This window comes from Streptomyces sp. NBC_00539, assembly GCF_036346105.1.
In the GTDB taxonomy this organism is placed as follows: Bacteria; Actinomycetota; Actinomycetes; order Streptomycetales; family Streptomycetaceae; genus Streptomyces.
On record NZ_CP107811.1, the window covers coordinates 2,916,105 to 2,933,040 of the forward strand.

Consider the following 16,936-nt stretch of genomic DNA (forward strand, 5'->3'; position numbering starts at 1 on the left):
ACCCTCAAGGATGCGGCATCGCGCCCGAAGCGACACGTCCCCCGGATTGTGCCCCGCCAACCCCCGCTTGCGCACCGGGTACGGCGGGACACTCTGGGTGCTCCGCCGTCAGCGGACCAGGCCCCAGCGGAACCCGAGTGCCACGGCGTGCGCCCGGTCCGAGGCGCCGAGCTTCTTGAAGAGCCTGCGGGCGTGCGTCTTGACCGTGTCCTCGGAGAGGAAGAGCTCGCGCCCGATCTCCGCGTTGGAACGGCCGTGGCTCATGCCCTCCAGCACCTGGATCTCGCGCGCGGTGAGGGTGGGCGCGGCGCCCATCTCGGCCGAGCGGAGCCGGCGCGGTGCCAGTCGCCAGGTCGGGTCGGCGAGCGCCTGGGTGACCGTGGCCCGCAGTTCGGCGCGCGAGGCGTCCTTGTGCAGATAGCCCCGGGCTCCGGCGGCGACCGCGAGGGCCACGCCGTCCAGGTCCTCGGCGACCGTCAGCATGATGATGCGGGCGCCCGGATCGGCCGAGAGCAGCCGGCGAACCGTCTCCACACCGCCGAGGCCCGGCATCCGGACGTCCATCAGAATGAGATCGGAGCGGTCGGCACCCCAGCGGCGGAGGACTTCCTCGCCGTTGGCAGCCGTCGTCACACGCTCGACGCCGGGCACGGTGGCAACCGCGCGACGGAGCGCCTCTCGGGCAAGCGGGGAGTCGTCGCAGACGAGGACGGAAGTCATGACCGCCCTCCGCAGCTGATGCGCGTCACCTTGAGCCTCCAGGCTGGTACGTATCGTCACCTGTGCGGTCGATGCCCCCGGACACCTGTCCGAGAACTTCTTGGTTCAACCGCCTTCGCACTCTCAACGATGGTCACTCGAAAGAGTTACGGGTCGGACGGACACCTTCGGCACTCTACGTGAGGATGCGATCACGGCGCAGGAGCCACGAGCCCCCGGTCCTCCATCTGGAGCTATGCCCTATTTGGCGGCTTTCCTTCCGTTCGCCCTGTGTCTGAGGCTAGATTCCCAATGAGTCATATTTACATCTACTACGACTGTAGATGTGGAGACATGGACCCTACCCGCCTCAGTACCGGCACCAAGAGGACTACCCATGGCAGATTTCTCCAGGCTCCCCGGACCGAACGCCGACCTCTGGGACTGGCAGCTACTGGCTGCCTGCCGCGGGGTCGACAGCTCCCTCTTCTTCCACCCGGAGGGCGAGCGGGGTGCGGCCAGGAGCGCGCGCGAGGCCTCGGCTAAAGAGGTCTGCATGCGCTGTCCGGTGCGCGCGGAATGCGCCGCGCACGCACTCGCCGTCCGTGAGCCCTACGGGGTGTGGGGCGGCCTCACCGAGGACGAACGCGAGGAACTGATGGGGCGCGCACGGCACCGGCTGATCCCCGCGTCAAGCGCCACCGGGCCGGCCGCTCCGCGCTGACCCCCACCCTCCGAGCCGTCCGAAGGAACGTTTCTTCACTCCAAGGGCGGATCATCCGAAGATCACCTCATCCCACCCGGAACCTTTGCGGCGAACCTCCGGAAGCCCCTTCCACGGAACTCTGCCGACGCGGCGCGCCCGGGCGTGTCGCACCGCCCCCGGACCGGGACCGTCACGCCCCCATGGACGCGGCGGCCCGCTCCAGTTCCACCAGGGTCGCGGCCACCGCCGGGACCCGCGCGAGGTCGGGCAGGGTCAGCGCCACGACCTCCCGCTCGACGGCCGGTTCGACCACCACGGCGCTGACCCCCTTGGCCCGCACGGACTCCACCGCGAGCTCCGGCAGCACCGCCACCCCCAGCCCCGCCCCGACCAGGCCGACCACCGCCGGGTAGTCGTCGGTCGCGAAGTCGATGCGCGGGGTGAACCCGGCCTCCTCGCACACCTCCACCAGATGGCGGCGGCAGCGCGGGCAGCCCGCGATCCACGGCTCCCCGGCCAGCTCGGCCATGCCCACCCGGCCGGCTCCGGCCAGCCGGTGCGCCTCGGGGACCAGCCCCACGAGCCGGTCGGTCAGCAGGGGCCGCACCACCAGGTCCTCCCACTCGGCGGCGGGCCCGGCCGAAGCCCCGTACCGGAAGGCCAGCGCCAGGTCGCAGTCCCCCTCGCGCAGCATCTCCACCGAGCGCGGCGGTTCCGCCTCGACCAGCGAGATCCGGGTGCCGGGGTGCTCGGCGCGCATGGCCGCCAGCGCCGTGGGGACCAGCGTGGAACTGCCGCTGGGGAACGACACGAGCCGCACCCGGCCCGCGCGCAGCCCGGCGATCGCCGCGACCTCCTCCTCGGCGGCGGTCAGCCCGGCCAGGATGCCGGCGGCATGCCTGACCAGCGCCTCGCCGGCCTGGGTGAGCCGCATCTCGCGGCCGGTCCGGATCAGCAGCGGAGTGCCGGCCGACTGCTCCAGCGCCTTCATCTGCTGGGAGACGGCCGGCTGGGTGCAGCCCAGTTCGCGGGCTGCGGCGGAGAAGGAACCGGTCCCGGCGACGGCGCGCAGGACCCGTAGATGACGTGCCTCGATCACCCTTCGAGCATAAGCCCAGCTTTGACCGGAGCGGCAATGCTCCAGGCTCACTTTGGGGTGCGGGGCGTGCGGGGACCGACGGAAGACCCCCGTCCGGAATGAAGCTAGGTTGCGCCTATGACGACCGCGTTGATTACGGGATCCACGGCGGGCATCGGCGCCGCCTTCGCCCGGCGGCTCGCCGCCCAGGGGCACAACCTGGTGCTGGTGGCGCGGGACACCGAGCGCCTGGGCGAGCAGGCCACCGAACTGCACGACCGGCACGGCATCGAGGCCGAGGTGCTGGCCGCCGACCTGTCCACGGACAAGGGCATCGCCGCGGTCGAGGCACGCCTCGGCGACCGCACGCACCCGGTGGACCTGCTGGTCAACAACGCCGGCTTCGGCAACAAGGGCAGCTACCTCCAGGTCTCCATGGCGGACGAACTGACGATGCTGAAGGTGCACGTCGAAGCGGTGCTGCGGCTGACCTCGGCGGCGGCCGAGTCGATGCGCTCGCGCGGGCGCGGCGGTGTCGTCAACGTGGCCTCGGTGGCCGCCTTCGTACCGCGCGGGACCTACGGGGCGAGCAAGGCCTGGGTCGTGCAGTTCACCCAGGGCGCGGCGAAGGACCTGGCCGGGAGCGGGGTGCGGCTGATGGCGCTGTGCCCGGGCTTCGTACGGACCGAGTTCCACGAGCGGGCCGGGATGGGCACCGACAACATCCCGGGCTGGATGTGGCTGGACGCCGACAAGTTGGTGGCGGCGGCGCTGGCCGACCTGGCGCGCGGCAAGACCGTGTCCATCCCCGACCCCCGGTACAAGGCGCTGATGGGCGTGGTGAAACTGACGCCGCGCGGGCTCCTGGGTGGGGTGTCGTCGCGCACGGGCCGCAAGTACGGGCCCCGGTAAGTCCCTGCACGCGGCGCCGAACGGGGCAAATCTCCCTAAACTGGATGTGTCTCATCCACCCGGGAGGCGACGCGATGACTTTCGTGCAGGTAATTGATTACGAAACCAAGCGGTTCGAGGAGATGAACGCGCTCATCGACCGCTGGGCGGAGCAGGCGAGCGGCCGGCGGACGGTCACCCACACGATGATCGGACGGGACCGCGACGCCAAGACGCACTACGTCGATCTCGTCGAATTCCCCTCGTACGAGGAGGCCATGAGGAACTCTCAGCTGCCCGAGACGGACCGGATGTTCCAGGAAATGGTGTCCCTCTGCGACGGAATGCCGAAGTTCATGAACCTGGACGTCGTCCGCGACGAGTACCTCAACAAGCTGCTCGTGAACCGGATCTTCGAGGACCTGGCGGAGAAGGGGGACTTCGACGTCATGGAGGAGTGCGTCGCGGCCGGCTACATGGACCACGACATGATGCAGATGCCCGGCAATGCCGACGGCCGCGAGGGGCTGCGCCGGAGCATGACGATGTGGCGCGACGCCTTCGACTTCACCTTCGACCTGCACCGCCAGATCGCCGAAGGCGACTGCGTCAGCACCCTGTGGAACTGGACCGGCAGGCAGAAGGGCGAGTTCATGGGGGTCCCCTCGACGGGACAGGAAGTCAGCATGTCGGGCTGCACCACCTTCCGGATCGAGAACGGCCAGGTCGCGGAGGGCTGGTGGTACTACGACGCCCCCGGCCTGATGCGCCAGCTGGGCATGAACATGGGCATGACCTCGGGCGGCACCACCCGGGACATGGGCATGTGACGGCACACGGGGTGCGCACGCCGCGCCCCGCGGCACGGGAAAGCCCCGGTCACCACCGCTTCGCAGCGGCGGGAACCGGGGCCTTCTCGGTTCAGCTCAGCTCTGACGGGGTCAGTGGCTGTGGCCGTGACCGTGGCCGTGACCGGCGTCGGCCTCTTCCTCGGCCGGCTTCTCGACGACCAGGGTCTCGGTCGTGAGCAGCAGGGAGGCGATGGAAGCGGCGTTCTCCAGCGCGGAACGGGTGACCTTGACCGGGTCGATGACGCCGGCCTTCACCAGGTCGCCGTACTCGCCGGTCGCGGCGTTGAAGCCCTGGCCCTTGTCGAGCTCGGCGACCTTGGCGGTGATCACGTAGCCCTCGAGGCCCGCGTTCTCGGCGATCCAGCGCAGCGGCTCGACCGCGGCGCGGCGGACGACGGAGACACCGGTGGCCTCGTCGCCGGTGAGGCCGAGGTTGCCCTCCAGCACCTTCACGGCGTGGACGAGGGAGGAGCCACCGCCGGAGACGATGCCCTCCTCGACCGCGGCGCGGGTCGCCGAGATGGCGTCCTCGAGGCGGTGCTTCTTCTCCTTGAGCTCCACCTCGGTGGCGGCGCCGACCTTGATGACGCAGACGCCGCCGGCGAGCTTCGCCAGGCGCTCCTGCAGCTTCTCGCGGTCCCAGTCGGAGTCCGTGGACTCGATCTCGGCCTTGATCTGGTTGACGCGGCCGAGGACCTCGTCGGAGCTGCCGCCACCGTCGACGATGGTGGTGTCGTCCTTGGTGATGGTCACGCGGCGCGCGGTGCCGAGGACGTCCAGACCGGCCTGGTCGAGCTTGAGGCCGACCTCCTCGGCGATGACGGTGGCACCGGTGAGGGTGGCCATGTCCTGGAGCATCGCCTTGCGGCGGTCACCGAAGCCGGGGGCCTTGACGGCGACGGCGTTGAAGGTGCCACGGATCTTGTTGACGACCAGGGTCGACAGGGCCTCGCCCTCGACGTCCTCGGCGATGATCAGCAGCGGCTTGGAGGCGCCGGCCTGGATGACCTTCTCCAGCAGCGGCAGGAGGTCCTGGATGGAGGAGATCTTGCCCTGGTTGATCAGGATGTACGGGTCGTCGAGGACGGCCTCCATACGCTCCTGGTCGGAGACCATGTACGGCGAGAGGTAGCCCTTGTCGAAGGCCATGCCCTCGGTGAACTCCAGCTCCAGGCCGAAGGTGTTGGACTCCTCGACGGTGATGACACCGTCCTTGCCGACCTTGTCCATCGCCTCGGCGATGAGCTCGCCGACCTGCTGGTCCTGCGCGGAGAGCGCGGCCACGGCGGCGATGTCGGACTTGTCCTCGATCGGGCGGGCGGTCGCGAGGAGCTCCTGCGACACGGCCTTGACGGCGGCGTCGATGCCCTTCTTGAGGGCGGCCGGGGAGGCGCCGGCGGCGACGTTGCGCAGACCCTCGCGGACCAGCGCCTGGGCCAGCACGGTGGCGGTGGTGGTGCCGTCACCCGCGATGTCGTTGGTCTTGGTCGCCACCTCCTTCACGAGCTGGGCGCCCAGGTTCTCGTACGGGTCGTCCAGCTCGACCTCGCGGGCGATGGTGACACCGTCGTTGGTGATGGTGGGCGCGCCGAACTTCTTGTCGATGACGACGTTGCGGCCCTTGGGGCCGATCGTCACCTTCACCGTGTCGGCAAGCTTGTTCACACCGCGCTCGAGGGCGCGACGGGCGTCCTCATCGAACTTCAGAATCTTCGGCATGGGAGCGGTTCAGTCCTCTCGTTGCGATCCTCGGCCGCTCACCGCGACCGCCACCGCCTAGAACGAACTACGCCCCTCGCCCCCCGGCATCAGCAGGGTGACCAGGGGCGCAGCTCAAAGCAAAACTGGAGAAGTGTCTTACTTCTCGACGATCGCGAGCACGTCGCGGGCCGAGAGGACGAGGTACTCCTCGCCGCTGTACTTCACTTCGGTGCCGCCGTACTTGCTGTACAGCACGATGTCGCCGACGCTGACGTCCAGCGGGAGACGCTGGCCGTCCTCGAAGCGACCCGGACCGACCGCAAGGACGACGCCCTCCTGGGGCTTCTCCTTCGCGGTGTCCGGGATGACCAGGCCGGAGGCCGTGGTCTGCTCGGCGTCGAGCGGCTGGACCACAATGCGGTCCTCAAGCGGCTTGATGGCAACCTTGGAGCTGGCGGTCGTCACGATCCGACCTCCCCCTTCGGAGATCCGGGGTTAACTGTCTGAGGTGGCGACCAGGTCGATCCGTCGTCGCGGGTGCCGGACCTGCCTGTCGCTGTGTTGGCACTCACCAGGGGCGAGTGCCAGGTGCGAGACTATTCCGGCGATTAGCACTCGGTCAAGCGGAGTGCCAACACACCACCCGACGGAATGCGGATCACCCCCCTCCGGACGGCTCCGGAGGGCGCCGGACCGGCCCCCAGGAACCATCGTCAGGGCTTCCTCGTCGTAGTGGATATGAAGATAAAACGCCCGAATACCGACGGCGAAGGCATCCCGTGAGGGGACTGAGGCCGCTGACGGTGGCCGGCGCCCGCCGTCGTACCGAAGCATTGCTGCTCGTCCTCGTCACCGGCATCGCCGTTCTCGGTCATGCCGCGGCCGGTCTGGCGATGAACGGCGCACTGCCGCCGAAGCTCACCGGATTCACCATCAGCCTGACGCTGCTGTCGCTGGTGGGACACCTGGGCATCCGCCGGTTCGCGCCGTATGCGGATCCGCTCGTCTTCCCGCTCGCCATGCTGCTGACCGGGCTCGGGCTCGTCCTCATCAACCGCCTCGACCAGGGGTACATCGAGCGCTACGGTTCCGACGCGAACGCCCCCGGCCAGCTGATGTGGACCGTGGTCGGGGTCGCCGCCTGCCTGCTGGTGGTGGCGCTGCTGCGCGACCACAGACTCCTGCAGCGCTTCATCTACATCACCATGGCCGTCGCGCTGGTGCTGCTCATCGCGCCGGCCTTCTTCGGCGCGGACACCTACGGGGCCAAGCGCTGGATCATCCTGTTCGGGTTCTCGCTCCAGCCCGGCGAGTTCGTGAAGATCATGATCGCGGTCTTCTTCGCGGGCTACCTGGTCGTCCACCGGGACTCGCTGGCCCTGACGGGCCGCAAGTTCCTGGGCATGCGGCTGCCGCCGATGCGGCAGCTCGGGCCTATCGTCACCGTGTGGGTCCTGTCGCTGCTCGTGCTCGTCTTCGAACGGGACCTCGGTACGTCGCTCATCTTCTTCGGCGTGTTCGTGGTGATGCTGTACGTCGCCACGGAACGCACCAGCTGGATCGTCTGCGGCCTCGTCATGGCGGCGGGCGGCGCCTTCGTGGTGGGGTCCACCGAGCCGCACGTGAAGGCGCGCGTGGCCGCCTGGCTCAACCCGCTGTCCTACTACTGGACGGACCGGCCGCCGGGCGTCACCTCCGACCAGTCGGCCCAGGCGCTGTTCAGCTTCGGCACGGGCGGCATCACCGGCACCGGACTCGGCATGGGACACCCTGAGCTGATCAAGTTCGCGGGGCGCAGCGACTTCATCCTGACCACCGTGGGCGAGGAACTGGGCCTCGCGGGGGTGATGGCGGTCCTGCTGCTCTACGGGCTGCTCGTCCAGCGGGGCCTGCGGATGGCGCTTGCGGCGCGGGACCCGTTCGGCAAACTCCTGGCGGTGGGCCTGGCGGCGGCGCTGGCGCTCCAGGTGTTCGTTGTCGCGGGCGGCGTCACGGGCCTGATCCCCCTGACGGGCAAGGCCCTGCCCTTCCTGGCGAAGGGCGGCTCGTCCCTCCTGGCGAACTGGCTCATGATCGCCCTGCTGCTCCGCATCAGCGACAGCGCGGAACGCCAACGCGAGGCGGACGCCCACGACCCGGCGGAAACGACGCTGACCCCGGCGGGGGTGGGGGTGTAGAGGCGGGGTGTGGGGTGCGGGGGTGCCGGCCGGGGTACCGGCCGGGGCGCTCGGCCCGCCGGGCGGGTTGCGGGGGCGGGGTGTTCACCGGACGGCCTCAGAGAGGGCATGGGGGTTTCCCGTCAGTCCGATCGTCTCTCCGCGTCGGCCCGGTCCCTCAAGAGCGCTCGCTGCGCTCGCGTCGCTTCGCGATGGCCTTCGGCCACCCTTGACCGACCGGCCCGCCACGGATCAACGAAGACTGACGGGAAACCCCCAGAGGAACGGGCCGGTGCCTGCTTTCTGCCCATCCCCCTCACAGCTGCAGGGGCCCCACCCCGAGATGCCGCGCCAGATCGCTACGCGCTCCCCCCATCTCAGCGACTGCAGGCCGTCTGGGGCTGGACATAAGCCGCCCACGACCTCGTCCACCGGCCCCGGACTGCGATCGCGGGCCGAGTCAGCCGGCGCGTTCGGCGAGGCTGCGTTCCACGCAGAACTCGTTGCCTTCCGGGTCGGCGAGAGTCACCCATCCGGTTCCGTCGGGCCTGCGGTGGTCGCCCATCAGGGTGGCACCCAACGCGAGGATGCGGTCCACCTCTTCGTCCCGCGACCGGTCCTGCGGTTGCAGGTCCACGTGCACCCGATTCTTCACCGTCTTGGCATCGGCCACTGTCACGAAGAGCAGAGTCGTGCCCGGCGCCTTGACCAATGCCTCGGGGTCGCCGGGGAAGTCGTCGTCAGCGAGCGAGCCGTCGAGGACGGCGGCCCAGAACTGCGCCAGGCGGTAGGCGTCGGAGCAGTCGATGGTGAGGTGTCGTATGAGAGAAGACATTGACGCACTATCGATCACGCGCGTCACCGATGTCCACGGACTTTGCCACCGATGCGGTCCCTCCGGAGTGGAGGGGTCCATGACCGGCCCAAGACGGTCTGGAGACGCCGGGACGGGAGGAGCGCGTAGCGATCTGGTGCGCGCGGACCCCGCCGCGGATCGCTGACGGGGCCGCTCCTCCGGGTCTCTGCCCGGTGATCGTTCTTTTGGGGGGTTCCCGGCAGTCTTCGTTGATCCGTGGCGGGCCGGTCGGTCAAGGGTGGCCGAAGGCCATCGCGAAGCGACGCGAGCGCAGCGAGCGCCCTTGAGGGACCGGGCCGACGCGGAGAGACGATCGGACTGACGGGAAACCCCCATGCCCTCTCTGAGGCCGTCCGGTGAACACCCCGCCCCCGCAACCCGGCCCGGCGGGCCGAGCACCCCGGCCGACACCCCGCCCCCAAGAGCCCCCGAGAGCCCCGAAACCCCGCCCCCCTACAGGTAGTCCTCCAAGCGGGCGATCTTGAAGCCCTGCTCCTGGATGCGCTTGAGCATGTTGGCGGTCATCTGGGTTTCCGTCTCGCCCTTGAGTTCCGACGGGCCGCGGAAGTGGGCGAGGATGATGTCGCCCGGGCGCAGCGCGGAGCCTTCGGCGTACTGGAAGCCGGTGATCTGCATCGACACGCGCCACAGGATGACCTGGGAGATGCCGCACTCGGAGGCGGCCTTGAGGGTGTCGTCGTTGTAGTTGCCGAACGGCGGCCGGAAGCGGGTCGGTTTGGTGCCGAAGCGCTTTTCCAGGCGTTCCTGCTGACCGCATATCTCCTTCTTCTGCGCCGCGAAGCCCAGCGTGCGCAGGTTGGGGTGGGTCAGCGTGTGGTTGTTTATCGTGCTGCCGCTGCCGTTGTCGCGCAGCGTCTGGAAGTGGCCGTAGTCGGACGAGGCCACGTTGTCCGTCAGGAACATGCTGATCGGCAGCTTGAGGTCGGCCGCCATCTTGAGGAACTGCGGGTTCTTCTCCGCGCCGTCGTCGAAGGTCAGGAAGACGACCTTGTCGGTCGGCGCGACGGGTATTCGGTCTATGACGGCCGGCTTGCCCGGCGCGGCCTGGGGGATCTGCGGCTTCTGGGAGGGCTTCGGCGCGTACTGGACCGGGGCGTTCAGCCCCCACTTGCGGTACGCGTCGTCCACCGGTGCCACCGGCGCCGGAGAAGGGGAGGCGGCGGAGGATGCGGACGGGGAGGCCGAGGGCTTCCCCGTCTCCTGCTTGGTCTTGCGCCCCAGTCGTTCGATGGGGTCCACGCTGTTCCCGCACCCCGAGAGGGAAAGCGCGAGCGCGCCGGCTGCGAGCGTCCCGGCTACCAACCGGCGCGCGTACTTCACAAGTAGTCCTCCAGGCGGGCCACGGCGTATCCCTTGTCCGTGACGGTCTTCATGACATGACGGATCATGTCAGGCATGGTGCCCTTCCAGTCTTCCCGGCCCCGGAAGTGCGTGAGGATGATGTCACCAGGGTGGAGGTCCCGGTCCCATTCCCGCCAGTCCATCCGGTTGGGGAACGCCTCGGCGTTCCACAGCGGGACGGCCTTGATGCCGCAGGACTTCGCCGCGCGCAGGGTGTCCTGGTTGTAGTTGCCGTACGGCGGCCGGAAGAGTGACGGCCGCTTGCCGAACTGCTTCTGGATGGTGTCCTGCTGGCCGCAGATCTCCTCGCGCTGCTGTTCGTAGTCGAGGGCCGGCAGGTAGCGGTGGTTGAGCGTGTGGTTGTTCAGGGTGACGCCCGCGGCCTGCATCTTCTTGAAGTACGGGTAGTTGTCCCGGACCAGGTAGTCGCTGAGGAACGCCGTGTAGGGGAGGTGGAGCTCCTCCATCATCGTGAGGAACTCGGGGTCCTTCTCCGCGCCGTCGTCGATCGTCAGGAAGACGACCTTGTCCTCGGTGGGGACCGTGGTGAAGACGGGCGGGAGGTTCTCCTGGCCCTCGACCTCGAAGCCGTCGCGGGTGGTGATCTCCGGCTTGGTCTTGGGCGCGGGCGGGGCGGTCAGCGGCGGCTTGGCCAGTTTCCACTTCTTCGCGGCGGCGATCCGGGCCTGCTGGGCGGCCTTCTGCTGCTCGGCGGGGTTCGCGAGCGCGCCCGCCGCGCCGGCGCCCTCGGCGCCCGAGCCGCCCTTGGGCTTGGTGGCCGGCGGGTTCGAGGAGCCGCAAGCGGTGCCCAGCGCGGCGACCAGCAGCGCGGCGAGGGCCACCCCGTACCGGCCGAGCGGACGCGCCGCGGGCCGATGACCTTGTTGCGTCTTATTTCCCTTTTGTCGTACAGGCTGCATAGCGCGGATACTCCCAGGACACTCCCCCGGGCCCCGGAAGACACCGCGAGCGGAGCTCGACCTTCCATCGACTGGCCCACACTGGCCGACAATGGTCCCCGTGACCCCCGAAGACTTCGCCGCCCTGCTCACCCCCGAGGGGCGCGCCCTCCTCGACTCGCTCCACGACTACGACCCCGCCCAGGAGCTGGCCGTGGCCACCCGGCTGCGCCGCGAGCACCCCGCCGCCCTGGTCTCCGCCGCGCTCGGGCAGGCCCGGCTGCGGCAGCGGGCGTCCGTGAAGTTCGGGGCCGAGGACGCCTTCCGGATGTACTTCACCCCCGGCGGCGGCGAGATGGCCACGCGCGCCTCCGTCGCGTCCTACCGCGCCGGCCGGCTCGCGGCCCTCGGCGTACGCAGCGTCGCGGACCTGTGCTGCGGCATCGGCGGGGACGCCCTGGCCCTGGCCCGCCTGGGCATCCGGGTGCTGGCGGTGGACCACGACCCGCTGACGGTCGCCGTCGCCCGGGCCAATGCCGAAGCGCTGGGGCTCGCGGACCTGATCGAGGTCAGGGAGGCGGACGTGACCACCGTCGACACCGCCGGCTACGACGCCGTTTTCATCGACCCGGCCCGGCGCGGCGGCAGGGGCCGGATCTTCGACCCCGAGAGCTACTCCCCGCCGCTGTCCTGGGCCGTCGCGGCCGCGCGCAGCGCCCCGTACGCCGCCATCAAGATCGCGCCGGGGATCCCGCACGAGGCCGTCCCGGCGGAGGCCGAGGCCGAGTGGATCTCCGACCAGGGGGACGTGAAGGAGGCCGTGCTGTGGTTCGGGACGGAGCCCGGCAGCGTACGGGCCACCCTGCTCCCGGGGCCGCGCGCGCTGCGCACCGCCGATCCGCTGCCCGACCCCGAGGCGGGGCCGGTGGGCCGGTACCTGTACGAGCCCGACGGCGCCGTGATCCGCGCCCACCTGGTCGCGGAGGTCGCCGAGCAGCTGGGCGGACGGCTGATCGACCCCACCATCGCCTACATCACCGCGGACGAGCTGCGCGCCACCCCGTACGCGACCGCGTACGAGATCACCGACGTGCTGCCCTTCGGCTTGAAGAAGCTCAAGGCCCTGCTGCGCGAGCGCGGCGTCGGCGTCCTGACGGTGAAGAAGCGCGGTTCGGCGATCGAGCCCGAGGAGCTTCGCAAGAAGGTCAAACCCCAGGGGCCGCACTCGGCGACCGTGATCCTGACCCGCGTCGACGGCGCTCCCTCGATGCTGATCGGGGCGCCCGTGGAAAGGCGGTGAACGGCCCGGTCGCCCGGGGATCCGGACCGCCCGTGGCCGGTTGCGCCGCCGGCGTCCGCGCCGAGCTCCTACGCCCTTTCACCGAAGGCGCGCACGGCCCAGCGGTGGTGCGCGCCTGCCTTGCCGAGGCCGAGGAGCGCGGTGACCCACAGGATCAGGCCGAGCCCCATCAGATACGTGACCTCGCCGTACGTCACCTCGCCCGGCCGGGCCTCCAGCGCCGTCCCGAACGTCACCCACAGCCCGACGGCGCCGAGGGCGAACGAGGCGAGCAGCCAGGTCAGGCTCCGCCAGGGGGCGCGCACCAGGGCGGCCGCGGCGGGGTCCCGGTCGGATTCGGCCCACGCGCACAGCAGCCGGCGCAGCTGCCGGTCCCGTTCGGCGCCCTTGGCGAACCAGATCCCGGCGGGGACCAGCACGCCCGCTCCGAGCGCGCCGAAGACGGCCCCGAAGAAGTACGAGAGCGGGTCGTGGCTCTCGATCGCCCTCAGGGCCATGCCGATGAAGCTCCAGCCGAGCGCGAAGACGGCGGCCACCGCCCAGAGCGTCAGCAGCCGGCCGGGGCCGAGGATGCGCCGGCCCAGTTCCTGGAGGAAGCGCGCCCGCTCGGCGCGCACGACGGACTCGTCCAGCCACTCCCGCAGGTGCGCGGGCGGCGGCGGGGGAGGCAGCTCACGACGGGACATGCACATGACCGTACGAGGACCTGATACAAAGTCACTCGACCGGCGCTCAGCCGCCGGCGACCTCCACCGACTCGAACCGCCAGCGGTGCACGGCCCGGGTGATCAGGTCCGCGGCCGGCTCGGGCAGCTCGGGCAGCTCCGCCGCCACGCCCTCCGCGGCCTCCCACCAGGTGACCACCAGCACCCGGTCCTGCGGGGCCCGCAGCACCTCGCGGCGCACCGGCTCCCGGGACAGGACCTGGGCGCGGGCCCATTCCAGCAGCTCGTTGCCCCGGCCGGGCACCGCCCGGGCCTCCCACATCAGCACGACCGTGCTCATGAGTAGAGGTTGTCCTTGCTCAGCTCGTGCACGTGGTCGTGGTCATGCGTGTGCCCGTGCCCTTGCCCGTGCCCGTCACCGCCCCGCGTGCCCGGGACGTGCGGGTCCGTCACCGGCAGCGAGGAGTCCGCCGACAGGTCCCAGTCCGAGGCCGGACGGTTCCGCTTGACCATCTCCGCACCGAGCGCGGCCACCATCGCTCCGTTGTCGGTGCACAGCTTGGGCCGCGGCACGCGCAGGATGATCCCCGCGTCGTCGCACCGCTCCTGGGCCAGCGCCCGCAGCCGGGAATTGGCCGCGACACCCCCGCCGATCATCAGGTGGTCGACGCCCTCGTCCTTGCAGGCGCGGATCGCCTTGCGGGTCAGCACGTCCACCACGGCCTCCTGGAAGGACGCCGCCACGTCGCGCACCGGCACCTCCTCGCCCGCCTTCCGCTTCGCCTCGATCCAGCGGGCCACCGCCGTCTTGAGGCCGGAGAAGGAGAAGTCGTACGCCGCGTCGCGCGGCCCGGTCAGACCGCGCGGGAAGTTGATCGCCTTCGGGTCGCCCTCCCGCGCGAGCCGGTCGATGACCGGACCGCCGGGGAAGCCCAGCTGGAGCACGCGGGCGATCTTGTCGAAGGCCTCGCCGGCCGCGTCGTCGATGGTCGCGCCGAGCGGCCGTACGTCGGCGGTGATGTCCGGCGCGAGCAGCAGCGAGGAGTGGCCGCCCGACACCAGGAGCGCCATGGTGGGCTCGGGCAGCGGCCCGTGCTCCAGCTGGTCGACGCAGATGTGCGAGGCGAGGTGGTTGACCCCGTACAGCGGCTTGCCCAGCGCGTACGCGTACGCCTTGGCCGCCGAGACGCCCACCAGCAGCGCCCCCGCCAGGCCCGGGCCCGCGGTGACGGCGATGCCGTCGAGGTCGCGGGCGCTGACGCCGGCTTCCTTGAGGGCGCGGTCGATGGTCGGGACCATGGCCTCCAGGTGCGCGCGGGAGGCCACCTCGGGTACGACACCGCCGAAGCGGGCGTGCTCGTCGACGCTGGAGGCGATCGCGTCGGCCAGCAGGGTGGTGCCGCGGACGACGCCGACGCCGGTCTCGTCGCAGGAGGTCTCGATGCCGAGGACGAGGGGTTCGTCAGCCATGGGTCTCACCTTGTACGGGTCCGTCCGCGAGGACGGAGTGTGCGGGATCGGAAAGTCGCATCACGAGCGCGTCGACGTTGCCGGGCTGGTAGTACCCCCGGCGGAAGCCGATCGGCTCGAAACCGAAGCGCTCGTAGAGCTTCTGGGCGCGGGTGTTGTCCACCCGCACCTCCAGCAGCACCTCGGCGCACTCGAAGGCGGTCGCGGCGCGCAGCAGGTCGTCGAGCAGCCGGGCGCCGAGGCCGGTGCCCCACTGGTCGCGGGCCGCGGCGATGGTCTGGACGTCACCCAGGTCCCCGGCGGCGGCCAGCCCGGCGTAACCGACGATGCGGCCGGCGGCCCCGTCCGCCGCGGCGGAGCCGCCGTCGGGAGGGATCTCGGCGACGACGTAGCGGCGGGTGGCGTGCGGGCCGCGCGCGTGGGCGAGTTCGGACCAGAACATTCCGGCGGACCAGGCGTCCTCGGGGAACAGCTCGTGTTCCAGTTCCAGCACGGGCCCGATGTCCCACCAGCGCATCTCACGCAGTACCGCGGTCACTTGGGGGTGACCACCTTGTAGTTCTTGGGCACCTGGGCGTCGGGCCGGCGCAGGTACATCGGTGTCGGGGGCAGGAACTCCAGGCCGTCGGCGATCCGCTGCGCCGCCAGGGCCGCGAGGGCGGCGGCGCTCTGGTGCTCGGGCCCGCGGGCGTCGGTGAAGACGTCCGGGTACAGCAGGGCGCCCTGTCCGACCGCGGGCAGCCCCGCGACCTGCTCGGCGATGTCGGCGGGGCGGTCCACGGCGGGGTCGCCTACGCGCGTGCGCGGGTCCTCGTACCGGGCCCAGTAGACCTCCTTGCGCCGCGCGTCGGTGGCGACGGTGAAGGGGCCCTCGATCCCGGCGGCGCCGGCCGCGTGGGCCAGGCCGTCCAGGGTGCACAGGCCGTGCACCGGGACGCCGAGGACGGCGGCGAAGGTGGACGCGGTGACGAGGCCGACGCGCAGTCCGGTGTAGGGGCCGGGGCCGACGCCGACGACGATGCCGGTGACGGCTTCGAGTTTCACCCCGGCCTCGGCGAGGACCTTGTCGACGGAGGGCAGCAGCAGCTCCCCGTGTCGGCGGGCGTCGACCTGGTTGGACTCGGCGAGGACGGACTCGCCGTCGTGCAGGGCGACGGTGACGGCGGGCGTGGCGGTATCTACAGCGAGCAAGAGCACGCGAACAGCCTACGACTCCCGGGGCCCCGGCCCTTGCGGCCGGTCGCGGGCCACCCCGGCTGCTACCTTTCGACCGAGGCAGTCAGTGCGGTGTTCGACCGGGCATTCCAGTGCCCGTCGGGACCGGGAACCCATGACGCAGGCCCGACGAGGACGTACACGCGGGGAGACCGCGGGAAGGCGGAGCAAGGTGGCACGCAGCAGCTCGGGAATCGTGGCCGGGCTCACCGTCGCGGCGCTGGCCGTCGTCGGTTTCCTCGGCTACCAGGCCTCGGCCACGGCGCCCGCCCGCCCCGCGAAGGCGGCCCCGCAGGCCCCCGCGCCGGCCCCGGGCCCCGCCCGGCAGGACCCGTCGAAGCCCGCCGCGGTACCGGCCGACTCCGGGACCGGGATGCGGGTCGTCTACTCGGTGTCCCAAAAGCGCGTCTGGCTGGTCGGCGAGGACGGCCAGGCGCCGAAGTCCTTCGCGGTCATGCCGAGCACGGTCCACCCGGTACCGGGCAGCTACCCGGTGGGCTCGCGCTCGGGCACGGTCACCGGCTCGGACGGGGTGCCGATCGAGCACGTCGTGCGGTTCGCCACCACCGACGGCATCGCGATCGGTTTCAGCGCGCGGGTCGACGGAACGGTGCCGGAGCCGGACCAGTCGAAGAAGACGGGCGGCATCCGCATGTCGCGGGCCGACGGCGACGCGATGTGGGCCTTCGCGACGATCAACACGAAGGTGGTCGTCGTTCCCTGACGGGCACCCTTCATGTTTCACCCGTACGGGGGTGCCCGTCGGTAACCTCAGGCCGCTTCGGACGCCGGAGCGGCCTGTTCCGCGTCGTGGGCCCCGGCTGCGTCGGCCCCGGCTCCACGGCCCCCGGCGGCCCCGTCCTGGGGCAGCGGCCGTACGGGGATGCGCGCGGGCGGCCTGGACACGGCGTCGGCGGCCGCGCAGGAGGCGAGCAGCGCCCCCACGGACACGGCCGTGCCGGGCGCCCGCCCTGCTCCCGTTGCTGCGCGTGCTGCTCCTGCTGCCGACATGGCTGCCTCCTGGACCGGCCCGGGGCGCCGTACTTAGGTACACCTAACCAGCGCTCGGTACCATGTCACCACGACC

At 70.9% G+C, this 16,936-nt stretch carries 19 protein-coding genes; 6 read left to right on the forward strand and 13 right to left on the reverse strand.

What is annotated here, in order from left to right; genetic code table 11:
- Positions 1 to 108 precede the first annotated feature (108 nt).
- Positions 109 to 720: a response regulator transcription factor gene (locus OG861_RS12745; RefSeq protein WP_003948568.1), complete on the reverse strand. Its 612-nt coding sequence runs from the start codon at positions 718 to 720 to the stop codon at positions 109 to 111.
- 376 nt (positions 721 to 1,096) lie between these two features.
- On the opposite strand from OG861_RS12745, the gene OG861_RS12750 reads away from it, so the two are divergent.
- Positions 1,097 to 1,423, forward strand: a complete 327-nt coding sequence (locus tag OG861_RS12750; protein ID WP_329197566.1) for a WhiB family transcriptional regulator — start codon at positions 1,097 to 1,099, stop codon at positions 1,421 to 1,423.
- 172 nt (positions 1,424 to 1,595) lie between these two features.
- Here OG861_RS12750 and OG861_RS12755 read toward each other — a convergent pair whose 3' ends face one another.
- A complete protein-coding gene (locus tag OG861_RS12755) occupies positions 1,596 to 2,504 on the reverse strand; it encodes a LysR family transcriptional regulator (protein WP_329197564.1) in 909 nt (302 codons plus the stop codon).
- Between the two features lie 117 nt (positions 2,505 to 2,621).
- Here OG861_RS12755 and OG861_RS12760 point away from each other — a divergent pair, with 117 nt between their 5' ends.
- Positions 2,622 to 3,395 carry an SDR family NAD(P)-dependent oxidoreductase gene (locus OG861_RS12760; RefSeq protein WP_329197562.1) on the forward strand — a complete coding sequence of 258 codons (774 nt, stop codon included), beginning with the start codon at positions 2,622 to 2,624 and terminating at the stop codon, positions 3,393 to 3,395.
- A gap of 74 nt (positions 3,396 to 3,469) precedes the next feature.
- Positions 3,470 to 4,204 (forward strand): ester cyclase, encoded by a 735-nt coding sequence (locus tag OG861_RS12765; RefSeq protein ID WP_329197560.1) that lies wholly within the window; start codon positions 3,470 to 3,472, stop codon positions 4,202 to 4,204.
- Positions 4,205 to 4,315: 111 nt separating this feature from the next.
- On the opposite strand, the gene groL is transcribed toward OG861_RS12765, so the two are convergent.
- Positions 4,316 to 5,944, reverse strand: coding sequence for a chaperonin GroEL (groL, locus tag OG861_RS12770; protein WP_136213256.1), 1,629 nt, complete (start codon positions 5,942 to 5,944; stop codon positions 4,316 to 4,318).
- A 138-nt stretch (positions 5,945 to 6,082) separates the two neighbouring features.
- Positions 6,083 to 6,391: a co-chaperone GroES gene (groES, locus tag OG861_RS12775; RefSeq protein ID WP_030230757.1), complete on the reverse strand. Its 309-nt coding sequence runs from the start codon at positions 6,389 to 6,391 to the stop codon at positions 6,083 to 6,085.
- Between the two features lie 314 nt (positions 6,392 to 6,705).
- Here groES and OG861_RS12780 point away from each other — a divergent pair, with 314 nt between their 5' ends.
- Positions 6,706 to 8,103 (forward strand): FtsW/RodA/SpoVE family cell cycle protein, encoded by a 1,398-nt coding sequence (locus tag OG861_RS12780; protein WP_329197555.1) that lies wholly within the window; start codon positions 6,706 to 6,708, stop codon positions 8,101 to 8,103.
- Positions 8,104 to 8,542: 439 nt separating this feature from the next.
- Here OG861_RS12780 and OG861_RS12785 read toward each other — a convergent pair whose 3' ends face one another.
- The 3 genes from OG861_RS12785 to OG861_RS12795 form a co-directional block, all read right to left on the reverse strand.
- On the reverse strand, positions 8,543 to 8,917 hold the full coding sequence (locus tag OG861_RS12785; protein ID WP_330261708.1) for a VOC family protein: 375 nt from the start codon (positions 8,915 to 8,917) through the stop codon (positions 8,543 to 8,545).
- Positions 8,918 to 9,391: 474 nt separating this feature from the next.
- A complete protein-coding gene (locus tag OG861_RS12790; RefSeq protein ID WP_443056585.1) occupies positions 9,392 to 10,198 on the reverse strand; it encodes a polysaccharide deacetylase family protein in 807 nt (268 codons plus the stop codon).
- 77 nt (positions 10,199 to 10,275) lie between these two features.
- Positions 10,276 to 11,220: a polysaccharide deacetylase family protein gene (locus OG861_RS12795; protein ID WP_443056584.1), complete on the reverse strand. Its 945-nt coding sequence runs from the start codon at positions 11,218 to 11,220 to the stop codon at positions 10,276 to 10,278.
- Positions 11,221 to 11,311: 91 nt separating this feature from the next.
- On the opposite strand from OG861_RS12795, the gene OG861_RS12800 reads away from it, so the two are divergent.
- Positions 11,312 to 12,499: a class I SAM-dependent methyltransferase gene (locus tag OG861_RS12800; protein WP_443056583.1), complete on the forward strand. Its 1,188-nt coding sequence runs from the start codon at positions 11,312 to 11,314 to the stop codon at positions 12,497 to 12,499.
- Between the two features lie 68 nt (positions 12,500 to 12,567).
- On the opposite strand, the gene OG861_RS12805 is transcribed toward OG861_RS12800, so the two are convergent.
- The 5 genes from OG861_RS12805 to tsaB are packed head-to-tail and all read right to left on the reverse strand — an operon-like array spanning position 12,568 to position 15,831.
- Positions 12,568 to 13,185, reverse strand: coding sequence for a hypothetical protein (locus tag OG861_RS12805; RefSeq protein WP_329197546.1), 618 nt, complete (start codon positions 13,183 to 13,185; stop codon positions 12,568 to 12,570).
- A 46-nt stretch (positions 13,186 to 13,231) separates the two neighbouring features.
- A complete protein-coding gene (locus tag OG861_RS12810; protein ID WP_329197544.1) occupies positions 13,232 to 13,504 on the reverse strand; it encodes a hypothetical protein in 273 nt (90 codons plus the stop codon).
- Positions 13,501 to 14,634: a tRNA (adenosine(37)-N6)-threonylcarbamoyltransferase complex transferase subunit TsaD gene (tsaD, locus tag OG861_RS12815; protein WP_329197542.1), complete on the reverse strand. Its 1,134-nt coding sequence runs from the start codon at positions 14,632 to 14,634 to the stop codon at positions 13,501 to 13,503. The genes OG861_RS12810 and tsaD overlap by 4 nt, the downstream gene beginning before the upstream one ends.
- Positions 14,627 to 15,151, reverse strand: a complete 525-nt coding sequence (locus tag OG861_RS12820; RefSeq protein WP_329202381.1) for a GNAT family N-acetyltransferase — start codon at positions 15,149 to 15,151, stop codon at positions 14,627 to 14,629. The genes tsaD and OG861_RS12820 overlap by 8 nt, the downstream gene beginning before the upstream one ends.
- A gap of 17 nt (positions 15,152 to 15,168) precedes the next feature.
- Positions 15,169 to 15,831, reverse strand: coding sequence for a tRNA (adenosine(37)-N6)-threonylcarbamoyltransferase complex dimerization subunit type 1 TsaB (gene tsaB, locus OG861_RS12825; protein ID WP_329197540.1), 663 nt, complete (start codon positions 15,829 to 15,831; stop codon positions 15,169 to 15,171).
- A 190-nt stretch (positions 15,832 to 16,021) separates the two neighbouring features.
- Between tsaB and OG861_RS12830 the strand changes: the two genes are divergently transcribed.
- Positions 16,022 to 16,573 (forward strand): hypothetical protein, encoded by a 552-nt coding sequence (locus OG861_RS12830; RefSeq protein WP_329197538.1) that lies wholly within the window; start codon positions 16,022 to 16,024, stop codon positions 16,571 to 16,573.
- Between the two features lie 47 nt (positions 16,574 to 16,620).
- Here OG861_RS12830 and OG861_RS12835 read toward each other — a convergent pair whose 3' ends face one another.
- Positions 16,621 to 16,860, reverse strand: a complete 240-nt coding sequence (locus tag OG861_RS12835; protein ID WP_329197537.1) for a hypothetical protein — start codon at positions 16,858 to 16,860, stop codon at positions 16,621 to 16,623.
- Positions 16,861 to 16,936 lie beyond the last annotated feature (76 nt).